Origin of the sequence: Sporosarcina sp. USHLN248 (genome assembly GCF_037144575.1) — a bacterium.
In the GTDB taxonomy this organism is placed as follows: Bacteria; Bacillota; Bacilli; order Bacillales_A; family Planococcaceae; genus Sporosarcina; species Sporosarcina contaminans.
Genome location: NZ_JBBCZC010000003.1, coordinates 105,154 through 127,519 on the forward strand (window position 1 = coordinate 105,154; position 22,366 = coordinate 127,519).

General features: G+C 40.1%; 19 protein-coding genes. 3 read left to right on the forward strand and 16 right to left on the reverse strand.

Annotated features, from left to right (window positions below; all coding sequences use genetic code 11):
• Positions 1 to 81: 81 nt before the first annotated feature.
• Positions 82 to 1,644, reverse strand: a complete 1,563-nt coding sequence (locus WFH04_RS02165; RefSeq protein WP_336822411.1) for an ABC transporter substrate-binding protein — start codon at positions 1,642 to 1,644, stop codon at positions 82 to 84.
• 203 nt (positions 1,645 to 1,847) lie between these two features.
• On the opposite strand from WFH04_RS02165, the gene WFH04_RS02170 reads away from it, so the two are divergent.
• Complete coding sequence (locus WFH04_RS02170; RefSeq protein ID WP_336822412.1) at positions 1,848 to 3,083, forward strand: cytochrome P450; 1,236 nt, start codon at positions 1,848 to 1,850, stop codon at positions 3,081 to 3,083.
• Between the two features lie 67 nt (positions 3,084 to 3,150).
• Here WFH04_RS02170 and WFH04_RS02175 read toward each other — a convergent pair whose 3' ends face one another.
• The 3 genes from WFH04_RS02175 to WFH04_RS02185 all read right to left on the reverse strand — a co-directional run bounded on the left by WFH04_RS02175 (position 3,151) and on the right by WFH04_RS02185 (position 10,308).
• Complete coding sequence (locus WFH04_RS02175) at positions 3,151 to 4,836, reverse strand: methyl-accepting chemotaxis protein (protein WP_336822413.1); 1,686 nt, start codon at positions 4,834 to 4,836, stop codon at positions 3,151 to 3,153.
• Between the two features lie 417 nt (positions 4,837 to 5,253).
• Entirely contained in the window at positions 5,254 to 8,853 is a 3,600-nt protein-coding gene (locus WFH04_RS02180) for a lamin tail domain-containing protein (RefSeq protein WP_336822414.1), read from the reverse strand.
• 978 nt (positions 8,854 to 9,831) lie between these two features.
• Positions 9,832 to 10,308, reverse strand: a complete 477-nt coding sequence (locus WFH04_RS02185; protein ID WP_336822415.1) for a GyrI-like domain-containing protein — start codon at positions 10,306 to 10,308, stop codon at positions 9,832 to 9,834.
• A 565-nt stretch (positions 10,309 to 10,873) separates the two neighbouring features.
• Here WFH04_RS02185 and WFH04_RS02190 point away from each other — a divergent pair.
• Together WFH04_RS02190 and WFH04_RS02195 are read left to right on the forward strand one after the other, a co-directional pair.
• On the forward strand, positions 10,874 to 11,494 hold the full coding sequence (locus WFH04_RS02190) for a cupin domain-containing protein (RefSeq protein ID WP_336822416.1): 621 nt from the start codon (positions 10,874 to 10,876) through the stop codon (positions 11,492 to 11,494).
• 170 nt (positions 11,495 to 11,664) lie between these two features.
• Entirely contained in the window at positions 11,665 to 12,168 is a 504-nt protein-coding gene (locus WFH04_RS02195; protein ID WP_336822417.1) for a TspO/MBR family protein, read from the forward strand.
• Positions 12,169 to 12,282: 114 nt separating this feature from the next.
• Here the strand turns inward: WFH04_RS02195 and WFH04_RS02200 are convergent, their stop codons facing one another.
• From WFH04_RS02200 to WFH04_RS02255, 12 genes are all read right to left on the reverse strand, one after another.
• On the reverse strand, positions 12,283 to 12,900 hold the full coding sequence (locus WFH04_RS02200; protein ID WP_336822418.1) for a hypothetical protein: 618 nt from the start codon (positions 12,898 to 12,900) through the stop codon (positions 12,283 to 12,285).
• A gap of 45 nt (positions 12,901 to 12,945) precedes the next feature.
• Positions 12,946 to 13,599, reverse strand: coding sequence for a pilus assembly protein TadG-related protein (locus tag WFH04_RS02205; RefSeq protein WP_336822419.1), 654 nt, complete (start codon positions 13,597 to 13,599; stop codon positions 12,946 to 12,948).
• Positions 13,596 to 13,949, reverse strand: a complete 354-nt coding sequence (locus WFH04_RS02210) for a pilus assembly protein (RefSeq protein ID WP_336822420.1) — start codon at positions 13,947 to 13,949, stop codon at positions 13,596 to 13,598. Before WFH04_RS02210 ends, WFH04_RS02205 begins: the two co-directional genes overlap by 4 nt.
• Positions 13,950 to 14,023: 74 nt before the next feature.
• Complete coding sequence (locus WFH04_RS02215; RefSeq protein WP_336822421.1) at positions 14,024 to 14,470, reverse strand: hypothetical protein; 447 nt, start codon at positions 14,468 to 14,470, stop codon at positions 14,024 to 14,026.
• Between the two features lie 15 nt (positions 14,471 to 14,485).
• A complete protein-coding gene (locus WFH04_RS02220) occupies positions 14,486 to 15,151 on the reverse strand; it encodes a hypothetical protein (protein ID WP_336822422.1) in 666 nt (221 codons plus the stop codon).
• Positions 15,144 to 15,521, reverse strand: coding sequence for a hypothetical protein (locus tag WFH04_RS02225; protein WP_336822423.1), 378 nt, complete (start codon positions 15,519 to 15,521; stop codon positions 15,144 to 15,146). Before WFH04_RS02225 ends, WFH04_RS02220 begins: the two co-directional genes overlap by 8 nt.
• 70 nt (positions 15,522 to 15,591) lie before the next feature.
• Entirely contained in the window at positions 15,592 to 17,484 is a 1,893-nt protein-coding gene (locus WFH04_RS02230; protein WP_336822424.1) for a hypothetical protein, read from the reverse strand.
• Positions 17,485 to 17,499: 15 nt separating this feature from the next.
• The gene (locus WFH04_RS02235) at positions 17,500 to 18,903 is read right to left on the reverse strand and encodes a vWA domain-containing protein (protein ID WP_336822425.1); all 1,404 of its coding nucleotides are present in this window, start codon (positions 18,901 to 18,903) and stop codon (positions 17,500 to 17,502) included.
• A 20-nt stretch (positions 18,904 to 18,923) separates the two neighbouring features.
• On the reverse strand, positions 18,924 to 19,133 hold the full coding sequence (locus tag WFH04_RS02240; RefSeq protein WP_336822426.1) for a hypothetical protein: 210 nt from the start codon (positions 19,131 to 19,133) through the stop codon (positions 18,924 to 18,926).
• A gap of 21 nt (positions 19,134 to 19,154) precedes the next feature.
• Positions 19,155 to 20,087 carry a type II secretion system F family protein gene (locus WFH04_RS02245; RefSeq protein ID WP_336822427.1) on the reverse strand — a complete coding sequence of 311 codons (933 nt, stop codon included), beginning with the start codon at positions 20,085 to 20,087 and terminating at the stop codon, positions 19,155 to 19,157.
• A gap of 4 nt (positions 20,088 to 20,091) precedes the next feature.
• The gene (locus WFH04_RS02250) at positions 20,092 to 21,018 is read right to left on the reverse strand and encodes a type II secretion system F family protein (RefSeq protein ID WP_336822428.1); all 927 of its coding nucleotides are present in this window, start codon (positions 21,016 to 21,018) and stop codon (positions 20,092 to 20,094) included.
• Positions 21,015 to 22,364 (reverse strand): TadA family conjugal transfer-associated ATPase, encoded by a 1,350-nt coding sequence (locus WFH04_RS02255; protein WP_381480267.1) that lies wholly within the window; start codon positions 22,362 to 22,364, stop codon positions 21,015 to 21,017. Before WFH04_RS02255 ends, WFH04_RS02250 begins: the two co-directional genes overlap by 4 nt.
• Positions 22,365 to 22,366: the final 2 nt, after the last annotated feature.

Here is a 22,366-nt window from a genome sequence, read left to right on the forward strand (position 1 = left end):
GCGCTACTAATTTTTTATAGCCCTAATCATTCAAGAAAAACAGCAAGGCCAGGAAAGAACCCCGGCCCACGGCTGCATCAATTATTTTCGTTTGATTTTCGGGACGTAGATCATTTCATCTTGAGGCGGGTTGAATTCAATTCGATCGTTTACCCCTGTATTAATGGTTTCTTGGTAAAGCTGGACATGTGGAACATCTTCAGCCGCAATTTCTTCTATTTGCTGTATTTGTTTTTCACGCTCTTCAGGGTTCATATTCGTAGCGGACGCATTCAACAACTCTTCGATTTCATCATTCTTATAATCCGTTTCTCCTTCGAAACGTTCCGCGCGATACCAGTCAACAGAATAAGCACCGTCAAACATGGAATTACCCAGACCTAATAAATATGCATCCTTATTCTTTTTCGCAGTACGCATTTCTACAAAATTGCTCCACTCCATGAATTCGATATTCACTTTAATACCGACTTGTGCAAGCATACCCGCGATCATTTCTGTCACTTCTGCATCTTGCAAATAGCGGCCTTTAGGAGAGTGCAACGTCATTTCAAATCCATCCGGATAACCTGCTTCGGTTAATAGTTCCTTCGCTTTTTCAAGGTCAAAATTATATGTGTCGTACAAGTCCGGATTATGCCCGAAGTTCCCTGGCCCCACCCGTGTGCGTGTCGGGATTCCGCCGCCTTTTAATGCATGCTCTGCCAATGAGCCATCGTCAATTGCATAATCAATTGCTTGGCGAACGCGGACATCTGCCGTTGGATACCCTTCAGTTGCACGCAAAATCAACATAATCGTACGATTTGAAGTTTGTTTCTTCATTGACGTTCCCTCATTTTTATCGACACGATCCCAATCACTAGGCGGCACGTTTACTGCAATATCTACACCGCCTGTCAGCAACTCTGAAACTCGAGTTGAATTTTCAGGAATAACACGGAATACGACTTCATCCCACTCCTCTTCTTTACCTTCGAAATAGTCTTCAAATGGAACTAAAACAATCCGATCATCACGAATCCATTCTTTAAATTTGTATGGACCTGTTCCAACAGGATTCGACAGGAAATGATCCCATCCATTCTCTTCAATATAATTTTTCGGGAGCATACCTGAACCTAACCGAGACAGTCTATGGAACAATGAAGGCTCTGGTGCATGCGTCACGACATTGAATGTAAGGTCATCGACAATATCTACTTGCTTAATTTGTTTATAGTTCGGGAACTCTTTTAAAGTGTCATCTGTCGCTACACGCTCAAGCGTAAATTTGACATCTTCTGAAGTGAGTGGATCCCCATTATGGAATTTCACGCCTTCTTTCAATTTCATCTGTACTGTCACATCATCCAATTGTTCAAACGTATCAACAAGCTCTGGCTGGATTTCATTGTTATCATCTCTTTTGAAAAGATAATTGAACATATTGTCGTGGACAGCCTCCGTAGAAGTATTGTTATGATTATGAATATCGAAGCTAACAATATCCGATCCCATTGCGATCGTCAGTGTGCGGTTATCTCCTTCGCTGTTTTTATTGCCAGCAGATCCACTATCCGATGCCCCGTCACCGCTGCATGCAGCAAGTAATGCAGCAGATAGCAACATGACAAAACATAGCAAAAACCCCTTTTTGCTCATCATTTCTCCCCCTTATTCCAATTCATGAATATTTATTAGATTAATAGTATACTAAGAAGATTCGATAAACAATATATTTTTCAACATTTTTGTATATTATTTTTATATAAATAATTTCATCGAAATTCCTTGTAATTTGATGTTACTGAGCAATTATTTAGGGAATATTACAGTATCATCATATAAATAGGAGTTGGCATATCATGCAAATACCTGCTGATAAAGGACTGGATCATACTTTTCAATTGTTAACGGAAGGCTATTGTTTTTTACACAATAGATTCGATAAATATAATTCCGAGATTATTGAAACGACGTTATTGGGGAAAAAGATGATTTGTATGGTCGGACGCGATGCTGTCGAATTATTTTATGACTCTTCCCGTTTTACACGAATTGGGGCAATCCCGAAAAGGGTGCAAAAGACGTTGTTCGGAGAAAATGGAATTCAAACGATGGAGGGAAAGCAACATAGCGCTCTGAAACATTTATTTCTATCTATGATGAGTGAAGAAGGACTACAGTACATCCATAAACTGACTGTAGAACAATGGAATGCTCAAGCATCAAAATGGAATAAAGGAGAGCGTATCATATTATTCGATGAAGCGGAAGAGGTGTTATGCCGAGTAGCATGTATATGGGCTGGCGTACCTCTTAAAGAATGCGAAGTATCGAAACGCGCATATGATTTAGGAGCTTTGATTGACGCCTTAGGCGGTGTCGGCCCACGTTATCAAGAAGGCAGAAAAGCTAGGAAGCGCACTGAGGATTGGATCAAAAATATACTTTCTGAATTTCGCAATGGACAATTCAAAAGTGTCGGCAAAGCCATTGAGAAAATTGCAACATACAAAGATGCAAATGGAAAATTACTCGATCTTCAGAGCGCCGCTGTAGAATTGATCAATGTACTACGCCCCATAGTAGCAGTTGCCCGTTTTGTCGTTTTCAGCGCGCTTGCCTTGCACGATCATCCGGAATATGAAGACAAACTTTCAAATGCAACAGATAGTGAGTTGGAGATGTTCGCACAGGAAGTACGCCGTTATTATCCGTTCGCTCCATTTTTAGGAGCGAAGGCACGTACTGATTTTGAATGGAAAGGTTATTCATTTCATGAGGGAGACACGGTATTAATTGACTTATATGGTACAAATCACGATCCTACTATTTGGCAAAGTCCAAATGAATTTAAGCCGGAAAGATTTATAGATGAAAAAATTGATCTTTACAATTTTGTTCCTCAAGGAGGAGGTGATCCAGCACGCGGGCACCGATGCCCTGGTGAAGGTTTAACGCTTTCAATTATGAAAGCTACATTATCATTCCTTGTGAATGACTTGGATTATGTAGTTGTAAAAGATCAAGACTTATCGATCAACTTTGTACGGATGCCAACATTGCCCGCAAGCAGGATGGTTTTAGAAATCCGATAAGTCTTTAAACTTTAAAAAAGGACTGTCAAGCGGCTGAATGCGCAGTTGGCAGTCCTTCCTTTATTTATTAAATGGTAAATCTTTGAACCATATGCTGCAGTTCCATCGCTTGTTTGCTTAGATCATAAGCTACAGCGTTCACTTCTTCAATCGTTGCCATTTGTTCTTCAATGGCGGCTGCGTTCTGTTCCGTCGTATTCGATGAATCGGTTGCTTGTGAAGAAATTTCTTGGACTGAAGCTGCAACTTCTTCCGCACTTGCAGAAATTTCTTCTGTAGCGGATGAAATTTCTTCAATCTGGTCGGACATCGTGTTAACCGAAGCAATGATTCTAGTAAATGCTTCGCCTGCTACTTCAATCGTCTCCACACCTGATCCAACATTTTTCAAGCTCTCATCTACTGCCATTTCTACATCTTTTGTATCTTTTTGTATTTCTGCAATCAACGAAACAATTTGGCTAGCCGATTGCTTTGATTCTTCCGCTAATTTTCTGACCTCGTCTGCTACAACAGCAAAACCTTTGCCATGCTCTCCCGCCCTAGCTGCCTCAATCGCAGCATTTAACGATAGGAGATTCGTCTGTTCTGTTATTTCTGTAATCACTTTCGTAATCTTTTCGATTTCCACTGATTGCCTGCTCAATCTTCTAATGAGTTCACTCATCTTGTTGGATGAATTATAAATGAGTGCCATTTGCCCCTTCGCCGTCTCGATGGACTCTTCGCTATTTTCAGCGATGACCATTGTATCAGCAGCAGTAGATTTCAGAAGCTGCGTAGACTCGGCAATTTTTTGTAATCCACCGGACGTCTCTTCCATTGCAACTGAACTCTCTTGTGCAGAGGCTGCAGCAGTTTTCGAGCCGTTCGATAAAAAATCCATATTGCCGCTTAGTTCCTGTGAAGCTCTTGCAACCTCATCCATGCTGGCAGAAAGTTGCTCCGCCGAAGCTGTTACGTGTAAAGCACTTCCATTCACTTCACTGATAAGCTTTTGCAAATTATCTTTCATCATATTAAAAGAAACAGCCAATTCCTTTATTTCATCTTTCGACTTTACTTCAATATTTGGAACGGTTAAATCCCCTTCCGCAATTCTTACTGCTGCATTTGCTAAGCTGCGAACTGGTTTTGATACTGCATTAGCGATCGTCACAGCAATCAATGCTCCTAATATAAGCCCAATAATGATCGCACTCCATAGAACAATTTCCGCTATTCTTACGGTATGTTCAACTTCTGCTCTTTCCTGCTTCAATTGATTCTCTTGATAAGCTATAATCTCAACGCTTGCAGCTTCGATGTTTATATTAGCCTCACTAGCTTCTCCGTTTAATACTTTCAAAGCTTCCATCGTCTTTCCCGCTTTGGCAAGATCAATGACTTCGGTAGCTGCTTCGTCGAACAATGATATGTTTTCCTTCACAATTGCCGTTAAGCTTTTCATTTCATCCGAGTGAGTGTATGTAGATAATTCATCAACCGCCGATTTTAACCTTTGCTGATGATTTTGCAACATCGGTAATAGATTTTCATCATTTTGCAGGATATAAGCACGTATATACAAGCCTTGCATTCCCATCTCCTTCTGAATTCTCTCAGATAACTCTGATTGTTTCATCCGGTTGTTGAGCATCTTTTCGTACGATGACGTAATATTGCGCGACTCGTAAATACTAAAAGCTGAAATTACAATTAAAATTACTAAAACAGCCCCAAAACCCGCATAAATTTTCTTTCCTATTGACATGACCATTCTCCTTGGGATTCAGATTAAACGATTAATTTTAATATAATAGTAGATTGGTCTTAGGTCAATAAGATTATTAATATATTTGTAAAAAAAATTTATTAAAAACGCTATCATTTCCATTACTTTGCAGTACTGATATAAATAGAAAACCCAGCTTGTTGACAAACGCTCGCATACTGCGAATCGAACAGCGAAGGGTTCGATTTGCCGTATTTCTGCGTTCTTTGCAGAAATTAAGGCACCTCTAGGACGTGGCGTTCTTAGGTTGCCTTATTTGATAAGCGTTTTCAAGCCAAGATAGGCAAACACTTATATAGTGGCTACAAACCTTAAAAGGACTGTAGACAAAGTAAAAAGATACTTTGTCTACAGTCTGAATCAAGGGACTAGACCCTTGGTTTCCTCCCCATCATCTTATATGTTCTGATACTCTTCGAGTGAACCTTTAACATTCGATACTCCATTTACTGGTAGTTCAATTTGCTTGCCTTTTGAATTATAAAACAACACTTTCGAAGAATCTGCTCCTTTGACAAAGTCGATTTTATGAATGTTTTCTGCGCCTCTAATTTCAAGTGGATGGTCGCCTTCCACGATAATATGCCCCATTTCCGTTCCTTTTAAATCAACAATTAAGCCTTTCTTCTTCGGCTGCATGATGACAAGATTCGTTTTGAATCCTTCACCGGTCAATTCAGCATAATCTCCTTTTAAATAGACTCCTTCTTTCAACGAGGAAGCACCATCCATATAGATCGCTACACTCGGTTCAGCAATATTCAGCTTCTTCTTATGTTCTCCAATGAGCGTATAGGTTTTTTTAATCGGCACTGGCTCCCACACTACCGGTTCCTCAAAGCTGATTTGCACCATAACTGGGTCATGGTCGCTCGCACGGCCTGCCATGTCCGTGAAGTCGGCATTAATATGCAAAATATCAATCAAAGCTTGATCGACAAGATTATTGGACACTAAAATATGGTCCAACACTTGCGAATTGCCTTGGAACACGTAAGAATAACGATCTTTCTTCTCAACATGGTTAATAAGATTTGTCATAAGGTCCCCTTCATGGATTTTCAAGCTGTCTGAAAACTGAAAGTCATTGAAGTCCCCAAGAGATACAATATTCGCATTTGGATTATCGGTTTTAATGTCACGAATAAAACGATAGACAATTTCTGCGATTTGCTTGCGTTGCACCTCGCTGCCATTAATAGGCGGCTGCACTGCTCCAAACAGTGGTGTGTCGCCATTTTTCGAATTCCAATGGTTGACAATGACCACTACAGATTCTCCTTGAAACTCAAATTGTGCAGCTAAAGGCTTTCTACTATTATTGAATGCTTTATGATTCGGATCAATACGTCCCGGATTCAATGTTAACTTGCCGTTTTCATAGCCGACAGATGTCGTCGCATCGCCATGAGGCATTCCTTCTGATAACTTTACACGGTCAGGATTGTATAAAAATCCAACGCGAATATTCGCATTCGGTTGACCGCCATCCGCATTATTGACCGGATCAATATTCACGTACTCATAATTTGCTCCTCCGGCATCTGCAATCGCTTTTATGAGTCGCTCATAACTTTCGTTTGCGCTTGAATTCCCAGCATCGGGCCCATTATTGTCTTGTACTTCCGTAACTCCGACAATGTCAGGACTTTGCATATCTACCGCAAAAGCTCTCGCCAATTTCCTTGCTTTATCATCCGTAGTCGTCTTCCGATTGTTTGAAAAGTTTTCCAAATTATACGATGCAATTGTCAGCTTATCGTCCGCTTTAACAATTGTTGTCGTTTCAGGAGCAGCTTCGCCTTTTACATGGACTTTTTTCATTTCATCTAACGATGTGTAGATTTTATAGTTTTGATATGAATATCCGACAACTCCTTGAATCGGTCCATTGAAATAATCTCCTGTTGCGACTTCAAAATCACGTGCCGGTCTATTCGGTTCTAATCTGAACTGCACCCGATTCGCATTGGCATCGTCCTCTTCTAATAAAATGCCGCCGTTTCGAGTATCTGTCGGTTCATTTGCGAAAACGGTTACAAGATCTCCATGCTGTTGCGGTCCAACCGCTTTTACATCGCCGACTTGTACAATCATTGCTTCCCGGCTTTCCCAAAAGTCTGCTGCATATTTTTCCCGATCAAACTCAGCAAATTGATGGCTTGCAATAAATTGACTTGGCAAATTCTCCTCATTAATAATAAACGGCTTCGGCAAAGGTACATTGCGTTTTACGATTTCGACTTTTCCTCCACGATCATCCCGGATATTAATTTGAGTCGTCTTCAAATCGGTTTGCTGCCGATCATCATAACCGTCTATAGCATATTCGCTCACTTGTCCAGTGACTGAAACCAAATCCCCAATAGATAATTTCCAAACATCTTTCCCACTGTACAACACAACGGCTTCTGAAGTATTCAAGTCACCATCCCGCTCGTCATCGGGCGTTTGAATGTGATAGTACGTTGAGCCATTCAACTCATATTTGTACGTGACAATTCCTTCAATGCCCTCTACCATCTGATTGTTAAATGGAGAGACATGGCCACTCCCTTGAATATCATGGATTTTCAAGCTTTCCGTTATGCGATACGTAAAAGTTCGTACATCGCTATAACGGCCATCTTCTGTCTTTACAACAGCTTTGATCGCAGTATCTTCAGAAATAAAAATAGGTTCAGCATACGTTGCACCGTTTTCGATTGGGTCCAGTCCATCTAACGTATACAAAATAGAAGCATTCGGCGTATAGGTTTCCAATGAAACCGTTACACCGCCAACAAATGTGCCGCTGTCCGGACTTGCGACAACCGGCTGAACGACCGTACTGTCGATGACAATATCTTGTGCAGAACGTGGAATAATCTGATAAGCATCATCAAATTGCTGAACAATCCCCGTAATGGAATCGTAAGTTGTCCCTACCGTTAAATCCAAAGTCGCTGTTTCATCTCGAACGATGAATTCATGGCCATCTGTTGCTAGATAATTTGCCCATCCGCCACCTACTTCTACATCGGAGAGAACGACGTTATGAATCGTCACTAATTGTGATTCTATCGCTTCCCCAAGTTCTGCCCCAGTAACTGTTTTTGATGTAGGATTGCCTACATTACCGGCATTCTCAACAACTTTTGCTTGTTCCAGTTGCAATAGCCCGCGGTAATCAGCCAACTTGCCAGTTAGCGTTACTTCATCCCCGACTGCAATGGCAAGACTCGTAGGCCGGACTGCAATTCCTCCCGTTGCATCTTGAACAGAAATTGTATTTTTCAAATTTGCCGCGACAATCCCTTTGACGGTCACTGTTGCACCTAATTCCATATTACGTGCCTCTCCGATTGGCACCACTTCGGCTGGCTCAGGTTGTTCTATCTCCTCGCCGCCACCGTCTCCATATAGCTTATGGAACCCTAAATAATCAAATGTATCTTTTGGATAAACGATCCACTCATCATCGCGATTAAACGGGTCATCTTCAATTGTATCGCCAGACAATACACCCGGTTTCCGAACAAGCGTTACGTCAGTTCCCCAATTTTGCCTTTCACCGACTTGTCCAAAAGAATCGATAACAGAGCCAAATTTTTTTAAGACAATCGCATCATCGCCGTTGAAATTCGTTACCGTCGAATTTTCAACATCCCCTTTGCTTTTCAATTCAGGCACTGCATCTCGATGATAAAGTACAATAGTTTCGTCATTTGCCAACATACCTGATAATGCGTATTTGGAATTTGCCGAGACAGCTCCGTTCGCATACAGCTCCAACGTATACGCGCTTAAATCAATTTCTGCTCCTGTTCCGTTATAGAGCTCAATTGCCTTGTTAAAGCCACTTCCCTCAACATACTCCGAAATGAGCAAGTCATTTGCCAGACGCTCATTATCTGCTTCCTCCGCCAACGCAAGTACGGCAGGCAACAGTAAGCTTGCCACAAGCCCGATCGACAACAATCCATTTAATCGTCTTTTCCATTTTCTCCTCGTCATGTCCCTATTCTCCTCCCAAAAGGATGTTTTGAAACACTCCCACTACATACATATAGTGATAGGCTATTAATCATCTTCATCGTAACATTCTCACAATCGTTAGCCTATGAGACTTTTTGTAATATTTTTTCACTTCCAAGTATAGCTTTGGACACAATCTAAAAATGGAAAAAGGTGAGAATAGTAGCATACAGCAGCATAATGGGGACAACATTTTATTACCTTTTAATAAAATAGGAGCTTCCACTCAGCACCTATGCATGAAAACTTACTTTCAATACGCAAAAGATCATACAATAACGTATAAACCTCTCAATTCGGTCGCATAAGCACCGTCAACAATGCATAATCCATTCAAGTCCTTCATCTTGTGTAATTTCCTTTTTGCCTGTTTTCAATATTATTGCAATATCCCGCCAAGTTGATCCTTCTGAAGAAACTTGATCAAACGAAAACAAAATTGGATATGGATTCGCATAAAACACGCTAAGCACAACTTTACTTGGAGTAGCGGACATGATAGCCTTTTATCGTGGTTGATAACATTTTAACAGAAAGATGGAAATGGCCTTTTCCCATTTACACTATGATATGGACTCAAAACATGATTGAATTACCAAAGAAAAAGACATCAATTCAAATAAAGAATGAATTGATGTCTCAGACTGTAGACAAAGTATCTTTTTACTTTGTCTACAGTCCTTTTAAGGTTTGTAGTCATGAGATAGGTGTTTGCCCAGCTTGGCTTGAAAACGCTTGTCAGACAAGGCGCGAAGTCGAGCGAAGACCCGAATAGAACTTAGGTTCATGAGGGGACGAGCGAGACGAGCAACGCAGTATGCGAGCGTTTGTCAACAAGCTGAGACACCAATTCAAATAAAGAATGAATTGATGTCTTTTTTATTTTCAGTGCACCTATCTAATTAAAAACGAACGTTTTTTAGTCGTATTACAAGATCGATAGAAGACCGTCCATTTTTATTCATTGATCGGTATTAAAATTTCAACAATTTCTTCCTCAGCACCTTCCAAGTAATAAATCTCTATTGGAAATGATTTGTCATACCATTTTTGGCTATAACCGTTTTCACCCATCCATTCGAAGATCTTTGAATATCCTTTGTCAATCGTCTTATTCGAACAGCTCACTTTTGCGTATTTCATTAAAGGAATTGCAAAACCGACCATGTCTTCAGGTACATCAGCAATTTCTTCAACTTCGAGGCATGCGAAATAAGTTGCCATAATATCGTTACACATATATGGACTCAATAATACTTTTTTGTTTTTGCAATTCTTTATCTCGTCCACTTTTTTCAAGAACTCTACTTGGACTTCGATCGCCGCATTCGGAAATGATTGTGGATAATTCGCTGTAATGCTTTGCCCAATCAATTTAAATTCCTTCGAAACAATCTCACACTCAAAAGTAGCAATTGACGTTACTTCCATCATTTATCTCTCCTTCATAGTCATTTTAATCATTCATATGCTTCCATTTTTCATTATTCATAACGTTTTTTGAATCTATACGACTGATTATACCAATGTTGCCTGTCATTTCGCTGTACTGCACTACCTCGTCAGTAGTCTGCAGAAGGTTTTCCAGCTCATTACAATTAGTTCGCTTGTTGAGAGGTCGTTGTTGAATCACAAACCCTTTTCTTTCTGATTCACGACAGTGTGTGTGGATTCATGTTATTTCATAACGATCACTTCCTCCTTTTAGAATAATAAGTTCAGGGACTCTTAATAACCAACTCATCTCTCAAAACAAGAAATTGTCGGATTATATTGGATTATACTAAATGTATGGATAACTCAAATAAATTTGTCCTATAGTAGAATTTATAAAATCCATAGTACTTTTATATCGGAAATAATTAATAGTATTGTCAAAAGAATACTGACCGTTTCAAAGAGCACTAAAACTTTTTGGAAAGCTTTTTCCTCACTCCCTTCCATCCGCCTACATATCCTGTATAGAATGAAGTCAATATTTAATAGAAAGGATGTAGCATTGAGTTCTTCAATCGATTATTCATTGCCTACGGCGCAGTTTGTTTTTGACATGAAGGATAGTCTTTTTTTCAAGAAGGATAATCGGAATTATATAAATGTCACGGGCGTTGAACAGCTGAACACGTTAAAAAACGTCTCATTTCTTGATATTCACCTTAGTAAAGATAATGTCATTGAACCGCATTATCATCAAAATGCCGAAGAGATCGTCTTTTGCATTTCCGGCAGTGCATTAGTCTCTATACTCAATCCGTTCACCAAACAACTTCAGCATTATTCACTAACTCCCGGAAAGCTCGTCAATATTCCACGAGGCTGGTGGCATTATGAAGTTGCAACAGCTGACAGTACCCACCTATTTGCTATTTTCGATGCACCAACTCCGGAAATCATTCTTGGGTCTGATCTACTATCATTAACGCCACCTGAAATAATGGCTCATACGTATTGTTTGGATGAAAACCAATGGAAAAGAACAATCTCGCCAATCAAATCTTCCGTCATCATCGGACCGCCTAAAGACTGCCGTAAAACGGTTCCCTCTCAAAATCAATATCCATACCCTCATCCATACCAATATCAATATCCATACCAAAATTACTATGGAGCGCAAAGGTAAAAAAAGTGCGGTGATAAAGGTGAAGTTCATTCTCTTCACCTTTATCAAACTGATTGTCGTTACATTCAGCTCCTCAAGAACCAACATGAAAAAATCATTTATGATTCGGACGAGCTTTAACCGTTTTTATTTTTGAGAATCGGGAACGATAGGAATAGGAGGTGTGACGATTGGAGTTATTAAAAGTTAACGGGCGTTTTGATGGCAAAAAGATTGCAGTCGGTATATTGGTGCCGGTCATTGGTGGAGCAATAACGGGTTGGCTCGCAAACAGGAACGCTCAAGAAAAGTACGATAAATTGAAAAAGCCTTCTTATTCTCCCCCGCCATCGGTATTTCCGATCGCATGGACAACCCTTTATACGATGATGGGCACAGCAAAGTATCGAGTGGGCATGAGGCAGGAAACAGGAAATAAAGAAAAACCTGCAATTCCACTGTACGAATTGCAACTAGGGATGAATTATTTGTGGTCATTTCTCTATTTTAGATGGGGATTAAGAGGAACAGCTCTCATTGAAATGACCGTTTTACTATCGACAATTGCATTGACAACATACGAATTTTATCAAGTGGACCGAACAGCCGGTACGTTAATGATCCCTTATCTCGGATGGGTACTATTTGCGCTTTGTTTGAATTATCATACGTGGAAATTGAATGACCGGAAGTGATTCAACTGTTTACAATCTACTTGAAAATAAAGACGGCCAAACGTAACCTGATTCGTTAAGCCGTTTTTTCTATTACTTGAAATTAGCTGCAAAGCCTTTGCACTATTTTCAAAATTACAAGCTATGCTCTACAAAACCATTCTCTTTCTTTACCTGTTCAATTTGATCAACCGGAATTGAGAAAGGTGTTGCTAAGTACAACAGCCCCACACTGACAAAATAAACAAAGATACTTAACCCAAAATTAGGATGAAAAGATTTCATTTGAAAGAAGATCAGCATGAAAATGGATGCAACTACAAAAATACGCATTAATACAGGCAATCGATATAATGTTTTTATTTTACTGGGACTTACAAAAAGCAATAGGATCTTTTCTCTAATGAAATGAGCATAAAAGAAGACGATCATCATCAATGGTGAAACAACCCAAAAGTAAGGTGTCCCATAACATAATCGTAATATTGGCAACGAAGCAAAAATATTTAGCCCTATTAAAAACCAATACATATTAATTGTATAATAATGTTTAGATTGATATTTATATCTTTTCCACAATCTAATTAAATGGATTACAATCAGTCCTTCTACTGCGAGTAAAATGGGTAGCCAAAAAAGGAAACGGCCTTCAGGAAAAGCAGCTGCAGCTAATAAGGATAATACATGAACACCAATGACAAGCCCTAACCGTTTTTCCGCAACTTGTTTGACTTCAATTTCACGTTGGTTCATTTATTCACGTCCCTGCAGATTTTTGTAATGATAAGCTTACCATAATCAATCAAATCCTCCCACTATTCCTTGCAAATAGCGTAAAGAAGGTCCACTCCCTTTTTGGGGAATTTCCTTCGACATTTTTGGCATATAGTTTTCAGCATGATCTGTAATGGCTTCATAAGTCGCGTCGGCTTGCACCTCCACACGGTAGTCGAGGCTAAATGTAACCGTACTCCGCTCAATATTGCCGCCATTATCTTCAATTACTTCTCGTACTACTTGTTTGAAATGATCTATTGCACCATTAATATGTCTGGATATTGACATTTTCAAAGACTCATAGTCTGTTATACGTGATGGCAAAACATCATTCAGCGCATGTATATATGCAATATCCTTCGCTTCTCCTCGTTGTCTATTCTTCTCCGCTTCTTCATCAATTAGTTCACTGACAGATTTCCCATCATCCGCTTTGCGTTGTTTCTCAACTTCTTCAACTTCACTACGATCAAAAGCTTCGACTCCTTTAACAGTCGCCTCCACCAACACAGAAGTGCCAGCCAAAGCTGCTTGCTGTGTTGCAGTTGCAGCTTGCTGTTTAACCGCATATACTTTCCCGATATTGACAACGATCACAAAAATTACAATGGACATGACCATGATCCAAAGAATATAGACCATCCCATGCCCATTTTCATTTTTTACTGTATTCATTCCATCATCACCTTACCTGCTGCTGTAGAATCAATCGGAACAGACATTTTTGATTTCCACTTTTCTGGTATAAAAACGAGAGGATGCCTTGCATTCACTTTCAACTCGAATCTTCCATCACCATTGGAAGGAATGTCAATCGTTACATTCGTTATTAAACTGCTATTGCCAATGGATTCATTGACCGTTTCAAGCGCTTCTTGATAGCTGCCTGTCAAAGCATACATTTGAGCACCATCATTGGCCGCGGATTTAATGCTAATGACCGCATATCCAGATGCTACAACTTGCCATAACAACAGGAAAAACAGAAAGTAAAAGGGAAGAACTCCTATGAATTCTATGCTCAAAGAACCTTTTTCATTGCGGATCGATCGAAATGCTTTCAGTATAATCACCTCATTCGATAGACAATTGAATTTCTTTATTTTGCTTCTACAATCGCATTTTGATTTACTTTATATTGAATATAAAATATGTGAAAAAAGAAGAGCAAAAATTGGTTGTACTTAATTGACGAAGTGCTTTCAATCAATTCCCGCATGCGAAAAACAGTGTAATACAATAAACCGACAAAGAAGAAACTAAAAATGATATCAAATGACTCAACGTATAAATATCCGATATCCGTAAAGATGAAATGCCTAAAGACATTTAAGAAAAAGAACACGATCAATAGAATTGTAGAAATGCTCCACAAATAAAAAGGGACATGATTTACTGAGTTTAGCTGTTGCACATCTTTTTTTCTATTCAACATCCAGATTCCCATGTAAAATCCCATCGAAATAATGCTTAAAATTATCATTAGCCAAACAGGTGCTTTTTTTAATAATAAATCTTCCGTTTTTTTAGTCGAAGTCGTTTTCATTTCCTACACCTCGCTTTAAATATTGATCATCGAAAAGTCTTCCTTCTTCTGTCTGTAGCGTATCGTTAAATAAATATAGAGGATTGGAAAAATAATCATATTAATTAGTGATCTTACTAACATATAAGAGAGCATATTATTATTAAAATTTTGAATGAAAAACATCATTCCAGCCCAAAGGAAGAGGAGCACGGACACGACAATGATCATATCAACTACTATTGCAATATTTTCCTCGATAATTTTATTTTTCGCCTGCACAAACATTTCTTTAATGGACGGATAATCTGAAAAGAATGGATAAATGATCGTAAATAGTAACAAAACGATCGTTGGGACCATCATCATCCAGCTTGTATAAATTGCCAACGTGTAAAATAAAAAGGAAGTGAACAAAAGAGGACCGAATTGGGTTGCAAAAAAGGTTAAACATTCTTTCAAACCAGCTCGTTCATCCTCAAAATCTCGTAAAGTCAGCCATAAAAATGGCGGCAAACAAATGATAAAATTAAATAGAAGGCTATAGCCTAAAAAGAAAACTGAAAGGTTGCCTTCAAACTCTATGCTAAATTGGATAATGGCAATAAATATAAAGCTAGTAATTGGAAAAATGATGAAAAGCATTAAGAGTAAAATACCGATTAAATTTCGATTATAAACATCTACCATATCTTTAAACATCGGCAAGTCTCCCGCTTCTATTTTTAATGAATAAAGTAATTGCTGTTACACTGAGCGCCATTAATACGGCAAAAGAAAGCATGTTGTTAATGCTTGCCGGGTTAATAAACACCCAAACACCTAACACAAAGTTAGAAAATAATATATTTAACATCGCAATAATCAATGCACCTATGTAAGAAGCAGTAAATGGTGTTTTAGGATTAAAAATGACTGCAAAGAATCCCATCGATCCATAAAATGCAAGCATTTGGATGATCAAGAAGGCTATGCTGTTATCAAATTGTATTAGCCCCAAAATAACCGATACAAGAATTGATAATAATAAGGATAACCCTATTGCCTGCATAAATTTTTTAACGTCAAACACTTTGTCTTCACGCCCTTCCTATTGATAGAGGAAGTCCTGTCAAGGAAATCCCTGACCGACTTCCATCATCTTATGAGCCCCAAATGCTCTTCAAGTTTCCGAACAACTTCTTGCCCGAATCAAATATTCCTTTTGCTGCTTTGACAGCTCCATCATATACAGACTTCACTGCATCTCTGGCAAATTGTTTAACAGCTCGACCAGTTTTCGTATTTAACAAAACAGTTGAAACACCGCCGACAATTAAACCAACACCTGCTCCAACTAACGTACCTACAATCGGAACAGGAACGGCAGTGCCTACCATTGCTCCTGCAGCCATACTGCCCGCAACAGAAGAAAGTGCTGTAATTCCGACACCAATCCCAACGTCAGTTGTTAAGTCCGCTGCAAAGTCTGTCGAAGCATAACCTTTTTTTGACTTTTCGGGATCTCCCCATTTAGAATAATCAAAAACACTATTCGCGGAGCTTAAAAGAACGTTAACCGGACCATTAAGCTTTGCAATGTTTGAAAGCTTCCAAAAGCCTTTGCTCTTAATATTGATTGCATCGTTAACACTTGATTTTGCGGCATCTTTTGTAAGCTGCCATTTAGATTTGTTTTGATTACCTTCAATCGGAATCTTTTTCGAGGCGTGATAATCATCTAATAAGTCCTGCCCAAGCCTTACGTTAAGTTTTCGCGTCTTGCCATCAACCGTATACTCCTTAAATTTTTGAAAATAATAATTGAGAATAGGATTTTTTACGTATCGCTGTCCTAAGATTTTATAATTACCAGTGCCATCTGGAACAATTTTAAAACCAGCCTGATAAGCTGCGATTGGTCCTAACAGCTTCTCACCGAAACCAAACCAATACGTTTTAATGTCCTTAATCGCACCGGTTACATGACCAAAAAGACCTCTTTCACCATCGGTTGATTTAACTAAAACATTCAGCATGGACGGGCCTCCGGCAAATGGATCAACATCGTCTATGCTACCTCTACTACTGGAATGACTATGTTCACGATCTCTTGTTGGCCCGCCTCCAGTCATGCCGTCTGAGGAACTGTCGCCTCCAGAACTATTACCACCACTTAGACCATCGCCGCCGTTTGGACCGTTGCCATTTGGACCATTGCCTCCGTTTGTACCATTACCGCCATTCGGACCTTCGCCACCATTCGGTCCATTGCCGCCATTTGGACCATCGCCGCCATTCGGACCATTGCCTCCGTTCGGACCATTGCCACCGTTCGGACCGTTGCCTCCGTTCGGACCGTTGCCTCCGTCAGGACCATTGCCTCCGTTCGGACCATTGCCTCCGTTCGGACCATTGCCTCCGTCAGGACCATTGCCTCCGTTCGGACCATTGCCTCCGTTCGGACCATTGCCTCCGTTCGGACCATTGCCTCCGTTCGGACCATTGCCTCCGTTCGGACCATTGCCTCCGTTCGGACCATTGCCTCCGTTCGGACCATTGCCACCATTCTGACCATTGCCACCATTTGGGCCATCGCCGCCATTTACAGCTGTTCCTCCATTTGGAGCTTGCCCTCCTGTTACTGCATCGCCAGTTGCAGGAGGATTACCGTTAAAGACAGGGGGTTGTCCAGTCGTTGGACTTTCACCAGCCGTAATTTGGCTGCCCGCTATTAACCATTCCCCGTATTCCGTGCCGTTGAGCGTACTAGGTATTAGGAAGAGACCGCTATTTTTCGCATAGACTGGAATAATTGCCTTTCCTGAGTGTTCTGGGAAAGTAGCCTTAATAGGCGTTCCAATTTTATAGACCTCTCCTGGCGTTATAAATGTGCCACCTGAAATTGGCTCACCTGGTGTGATTGGCTTCGTTACATCAATTGGTTTCCCCGGGGTGATCCAATTTGCCATAGCGATAGCGGGCAAGACCGTCCATGACAGGATGATTGCCAAAGTGAATATGGCAAACGCTCTTCTCAGCTTTAAACTCTTCAAATATATTCTCCTTTCTTAATCAGGAGTGTTTTGCAAATATTTGTCTTCTAACGCTTGAATTGCTTCGTTGTATTGCATATCGTTCATCTTTTTTAAATCCTCTTTGAGTGCATTTTGTTGAGATTTAATCCAATCATGGTATTCAGAATTCCTTGTACGCAAATAGTCATGGCTTTCACGGGACATAATTTTTTTCGTCTGATATAGATATTGCAAAGCGAAGCCTACTTGCTGCCCTTCATCCACAACCTTTTTATATTCCTTTGCATCGTATCCAAAAATTTCAAGTCCTTTTTTTGTACGTTCGTAACTTAATGATTTCGCTTCGCTCTCTTTCCATTCAGCCCATTTTTTCGCTATATCCTTTGCTTGATCAAGCTCCTTTTGAAGAGAAGCAGCATCTTGCACATCCTGGTAAGTCCCTTCTACAGCTTTCGCCACTTCTTTCAACTGGCGCTGTCCGTCATGGTCGACATTAAAACCAATTACGTTAATGATCGGGGTAATATTCGAATCATACAAAGCTTTCGCAGCCGCAACCGGATCATCATCACAAGTTGAAATTCCATCGCTGACGAGATAAACAATATTCGTATTCGAAGCTCCATCATAGGAGGCCAGATCTTTTTGTGCTTCCGTCAACGCCAATTCTGTCGGTGTCCATCCAGCTGGCTGTACTTGATCTAATGATTTTTGGAACGCAGCTTTATCGTACGGCTGGAAGGGATAAAGCAAATCACTGCTACTACATGACATTTCTTTATCGGCAGAGCTTCCAGTTCCTTTATGTCCATAGACACGCAATCCTACATTCGTTTCTTTCGGCAAACTGCCAACAAATTGGACAATTGCTTTTTTCGCAGCCGCCATTTGCGTTTGCCCACCAATATCCTTCGCCATACTTCCTGAGCCATCTAAAATAACTAATACATTTAAGTTATCCTTAAACTGCATGCGCGGATCTTCGACATCTGGACTACCTATTGACGAAAATTTCAATCTTGCAATTAAATCTTCCGGCCCTTGATAGTCTTGCTGAAAAATAGCAAGCAGCTCATTATAAAAATGGTTCAATTCATTTTCTGTCGGATTGTCCGAAATGTTAGGCAAGTCTTTCGTCAATTCATCAATTTTCTTTTGCCCTTCTTCGTCAAGAATAGAAATATAGGATGTATAACCAGGAGAAAGTGCAGCTACTTCTGATAGACTTTTAGGAAGAGGTGCTGCTTCAATTTCACTATCTTTGCCGCTATCGCTGTTATCTTCATCTGCTTCTTGCCCTTTATCCGTTCCCTGCTTTTCTTCTGAAGTTGATTTCTCTTCTAATTCATTCGATTTCTCAGGTTTTGCTTTTTCACTACAAGCGCTCATAAATACAATTACAAAGATGACTGTTAAAATAGGTATAATTCTTTTCATATGAACTCCTTTACAAGCAATCAATCTCCTACCATTTCACTAATTTTGGTTACAATCTTACCGATCAAATCCCCAATTGAAGCTTCTTCATTACTGACAGCTGTAGAAATAATACCCAACACTAAAATAAGCAAAGCAGCAATTCCTAACCATTCCAACGATTGAGCCCCTTTTTCGTTTTTCACTGGATGGCTCATCTTTACTAAAGCATTCATCAGTTTTTCTTTCATTGTAAAATCTCTCCTTATGGTTTAGTTGAATAATTCAAAAATCCCTTTATTCTGGTTGAATATATTTATTATCATCAAGCCTCCGATTAGAATGAGGGCGGAAGGCAATACAAGAAATGTCGTCACTAACGTCACTTTTGGTGATGCTTTTGCCGCCTTCTCTTTAATCAATTCTTTTTTTAATTTCCTCATCTCTTCAGCTTGTTGTTTAAACGTGTCTGCAATCGGTACACCTAAACGCTCCCCTTGGATGAGAGACTTGATCAATATTTGAAATTCCTTACTGTCATTCCGATCTAAAAGTGATTTATAAGCTTCCACTCGAGGTACGCCTACACTTAATTCTTGGATGAACCTTCCGAACTCCGCTTTAATTGGCCCTTCGAAATAATGCACAATGTCCCGCAATGCTTGGTCCATTCCAACGCCTGCCTGCAAAGTGACACTCATCGTATCCAAAAAATCTGGCAGCTGATAGGAAATTTCATCTTGTCTCTTTTTAGCCTTTGAGCGCAGCCATACAATCGTCCCAGCAAAACCGAACACCGGTAGCAAAATAAGCATAAATTGGGATAATGGGAAGCGCAGTATGAAAAGCACACCGCCAATGAATAGACCTGCGATCATCATAAATATTTTCAATCCTTGGAACCGTGCCACGGTTAAACCGTATGGAAAACCGGCTTGGGTTAGTAGCTTTTTCACCTCTTCATTCTCACTGGAAAAATTGATACGTTGGCCCAAGTCAGAAAAATCATCAGCAAATTTAAATAACCGCTCCAAATTTTTCTCTTTTTTCGTCTTTTTTTTCTTAGTCCAAGTCTGTATGAAAATAGAGTCATGCAGTTCCTCACGCAAATTTCGCTTTTTATCCAAATAAATATAATAAGCTCTCAAAGACAGCCCGATTAACGCGACGACTATTACGGTACATAAGGCAATCATGCCATCCATATACTCACACCCTAATATTCGTGATTTTTCGAACGATGACAAAAGTTAATACAGTGCCGATCAAAAATAGTGTCAGTAAAACAATTCCTATTCCTGTAAATAATGGATCTAAAAACCCATCAATAATATTGTTCATCATTAACACTAAAAAAATAGGAATCAATGGAACCATATTTGAAACATATCGCTGTTCAGCTGTCATCGTTTTCACTTCTTGTTTTAACAGCTTCCTTTCATCCAACGTCTGGCTCATTTCATCTAAAACCGCAGAAATATTGCCCCCTGCCTTTTTTTGAATAAGCAATGTAGCGGCAAATAATTGAAATTCCTTATGTTCTATCCTTTTTTCCATCGTCCGAAGAGCCATCGAAAAGTCTATGCCCAATGATAATTCATGCGCCATTCTCTTAAACTCACTTTTTGCAGGTTCCGCTATTTCCTGGGAAATAAGTTGGATTCCTTGATTAAGTGTCATTCCGGATCTTGTAGAGTTTGCTAAAATCCGGCAAATTTCCGGCAACTGTTCAATGAACATTTGCTTTTTCTTGTTTTTTCTTAAGATGAATAGCAGGCGTCTACTGCCTTCAACTAATAACAATGCAATGAATAATGATGGAAGTAAAAGTAAGTTAAACATGTTCATAAGTACGATGATGATGCCTAAATAACCGACAATAAGCGCTCCGATGAATTCGGATGGTGTAAACGGAATATTTGCGTCAGACAATTTCCGTTCAATCGCCTTCGCAGATTCTGTCTCATCGAATTTTGTACCGATAAGAACAATGACACTTTTTCTTTTTTCTCCATCAAGATAAAACTGCTGTACTTCTTTTCGCCATTCTCGTTTCAACTTCCTCATGCCTAAATAATGATAAATGGCATATAAGAAGACGAAGACAGTTGCTGCGGCTACGAGGGCTTCCATCATATAGAAACCACCTCTCTCACTTCAAATAGCCGCTCATCCATCTCGATTCCAAAAGTACGAATTCTGTCCAAACACATTGGTATTTCTCCAGTTGCTGTGAAATGGCCGGTGACCGTCCCGTCTTCCAGCATACCGGTTCGTTTGAATTTAAAAATTTCAACAACGCGATGGGACCCATCATCAAATTTCTGCACTTCCGAAATGGAAATAATTTTCCTTGTGCCATCTGTCAGTCGGGTTGCCTGAATAATAATATCTAATGCTCCGATAACGTATTCCCGAATAACAGACGACGGCAAGTCCATCCCCGCCATAATGACCATCGATTCAACTCGGCGCATCGCGTCTTCCGGGGAATTGGCATGTACTGTAGTCAATGAACCTTCATGCCCTGTATTCATTGCTTGCAACATGTCAAATGCCTCGCCACTTCGGACTTCTCCGACGATAATTCTGTCTGGACGCATCCGTAGCGCATTTCGCACCAAATTCCTTATCGTCACTTCACCTTTCCCTTCGACGTTAGCTGGCCGTGCTTCCATCCCTACGACATTCGGCCGGTCAAGCCGCAATTCCGCAGAATCTTCGATTGTAATGACTCGTTCACCATGTGGAATCGAAGCAGCGACGACGTTTAGCAAAGTCGTCTTTCCTGATCCGGTTCCTCCAGAGATCAAGACATTCATTTTTGCTTTCACTATCCCCTTTAAAAACTGTGACATCGTTTCACTCAGTGAGGAAAACCTTAGCAAATCCTCCATTTGAAAAGGATCTTCCCGAAATTTCCGAATGGACACCAACGTCCCTGATAAACTGACTGGCGCAATGACCGCATTCACTCGGCTACCATCTGGTAAACGAGCATCTACCATCGGAGAGCTTTCATCGATACGCCTTCCTAAAGGAGCAACAATTCTGTCCACAATATGCCGTACATGTTCATCATCTCGAAAAGACACATCCGCTGTTTCCAATCGCCCCGCCTTTTCAACGTATACCTCGTCAAAACCATTGATCAAAATTTCCGTTATATCCGGATCCTTGATCAACGGCTCTAAAGGTCCATAACCAACGGCTTCATCTAAAATCCTTGTAATGAGCAGCTCTTTATCATTCCGTGAAATGATCACTTTTTCCTCGGACATAAAGTGGGACACGTACTGCTCGATCCGCAGCCGCATTTCTCCTGGCGTCAATTGTGTGAGGGCTTCAAGATTCGTATCCCGTAGCAATCGCGCTTTATAATGATCAACCAATTCGTCAACTAAGTGATTTTCATACGTATAGGATGTCGCTTGCTTCTGCGCCAATTTTTCTTTTCGGCGTTCAAATAAAGAACTCACCATTC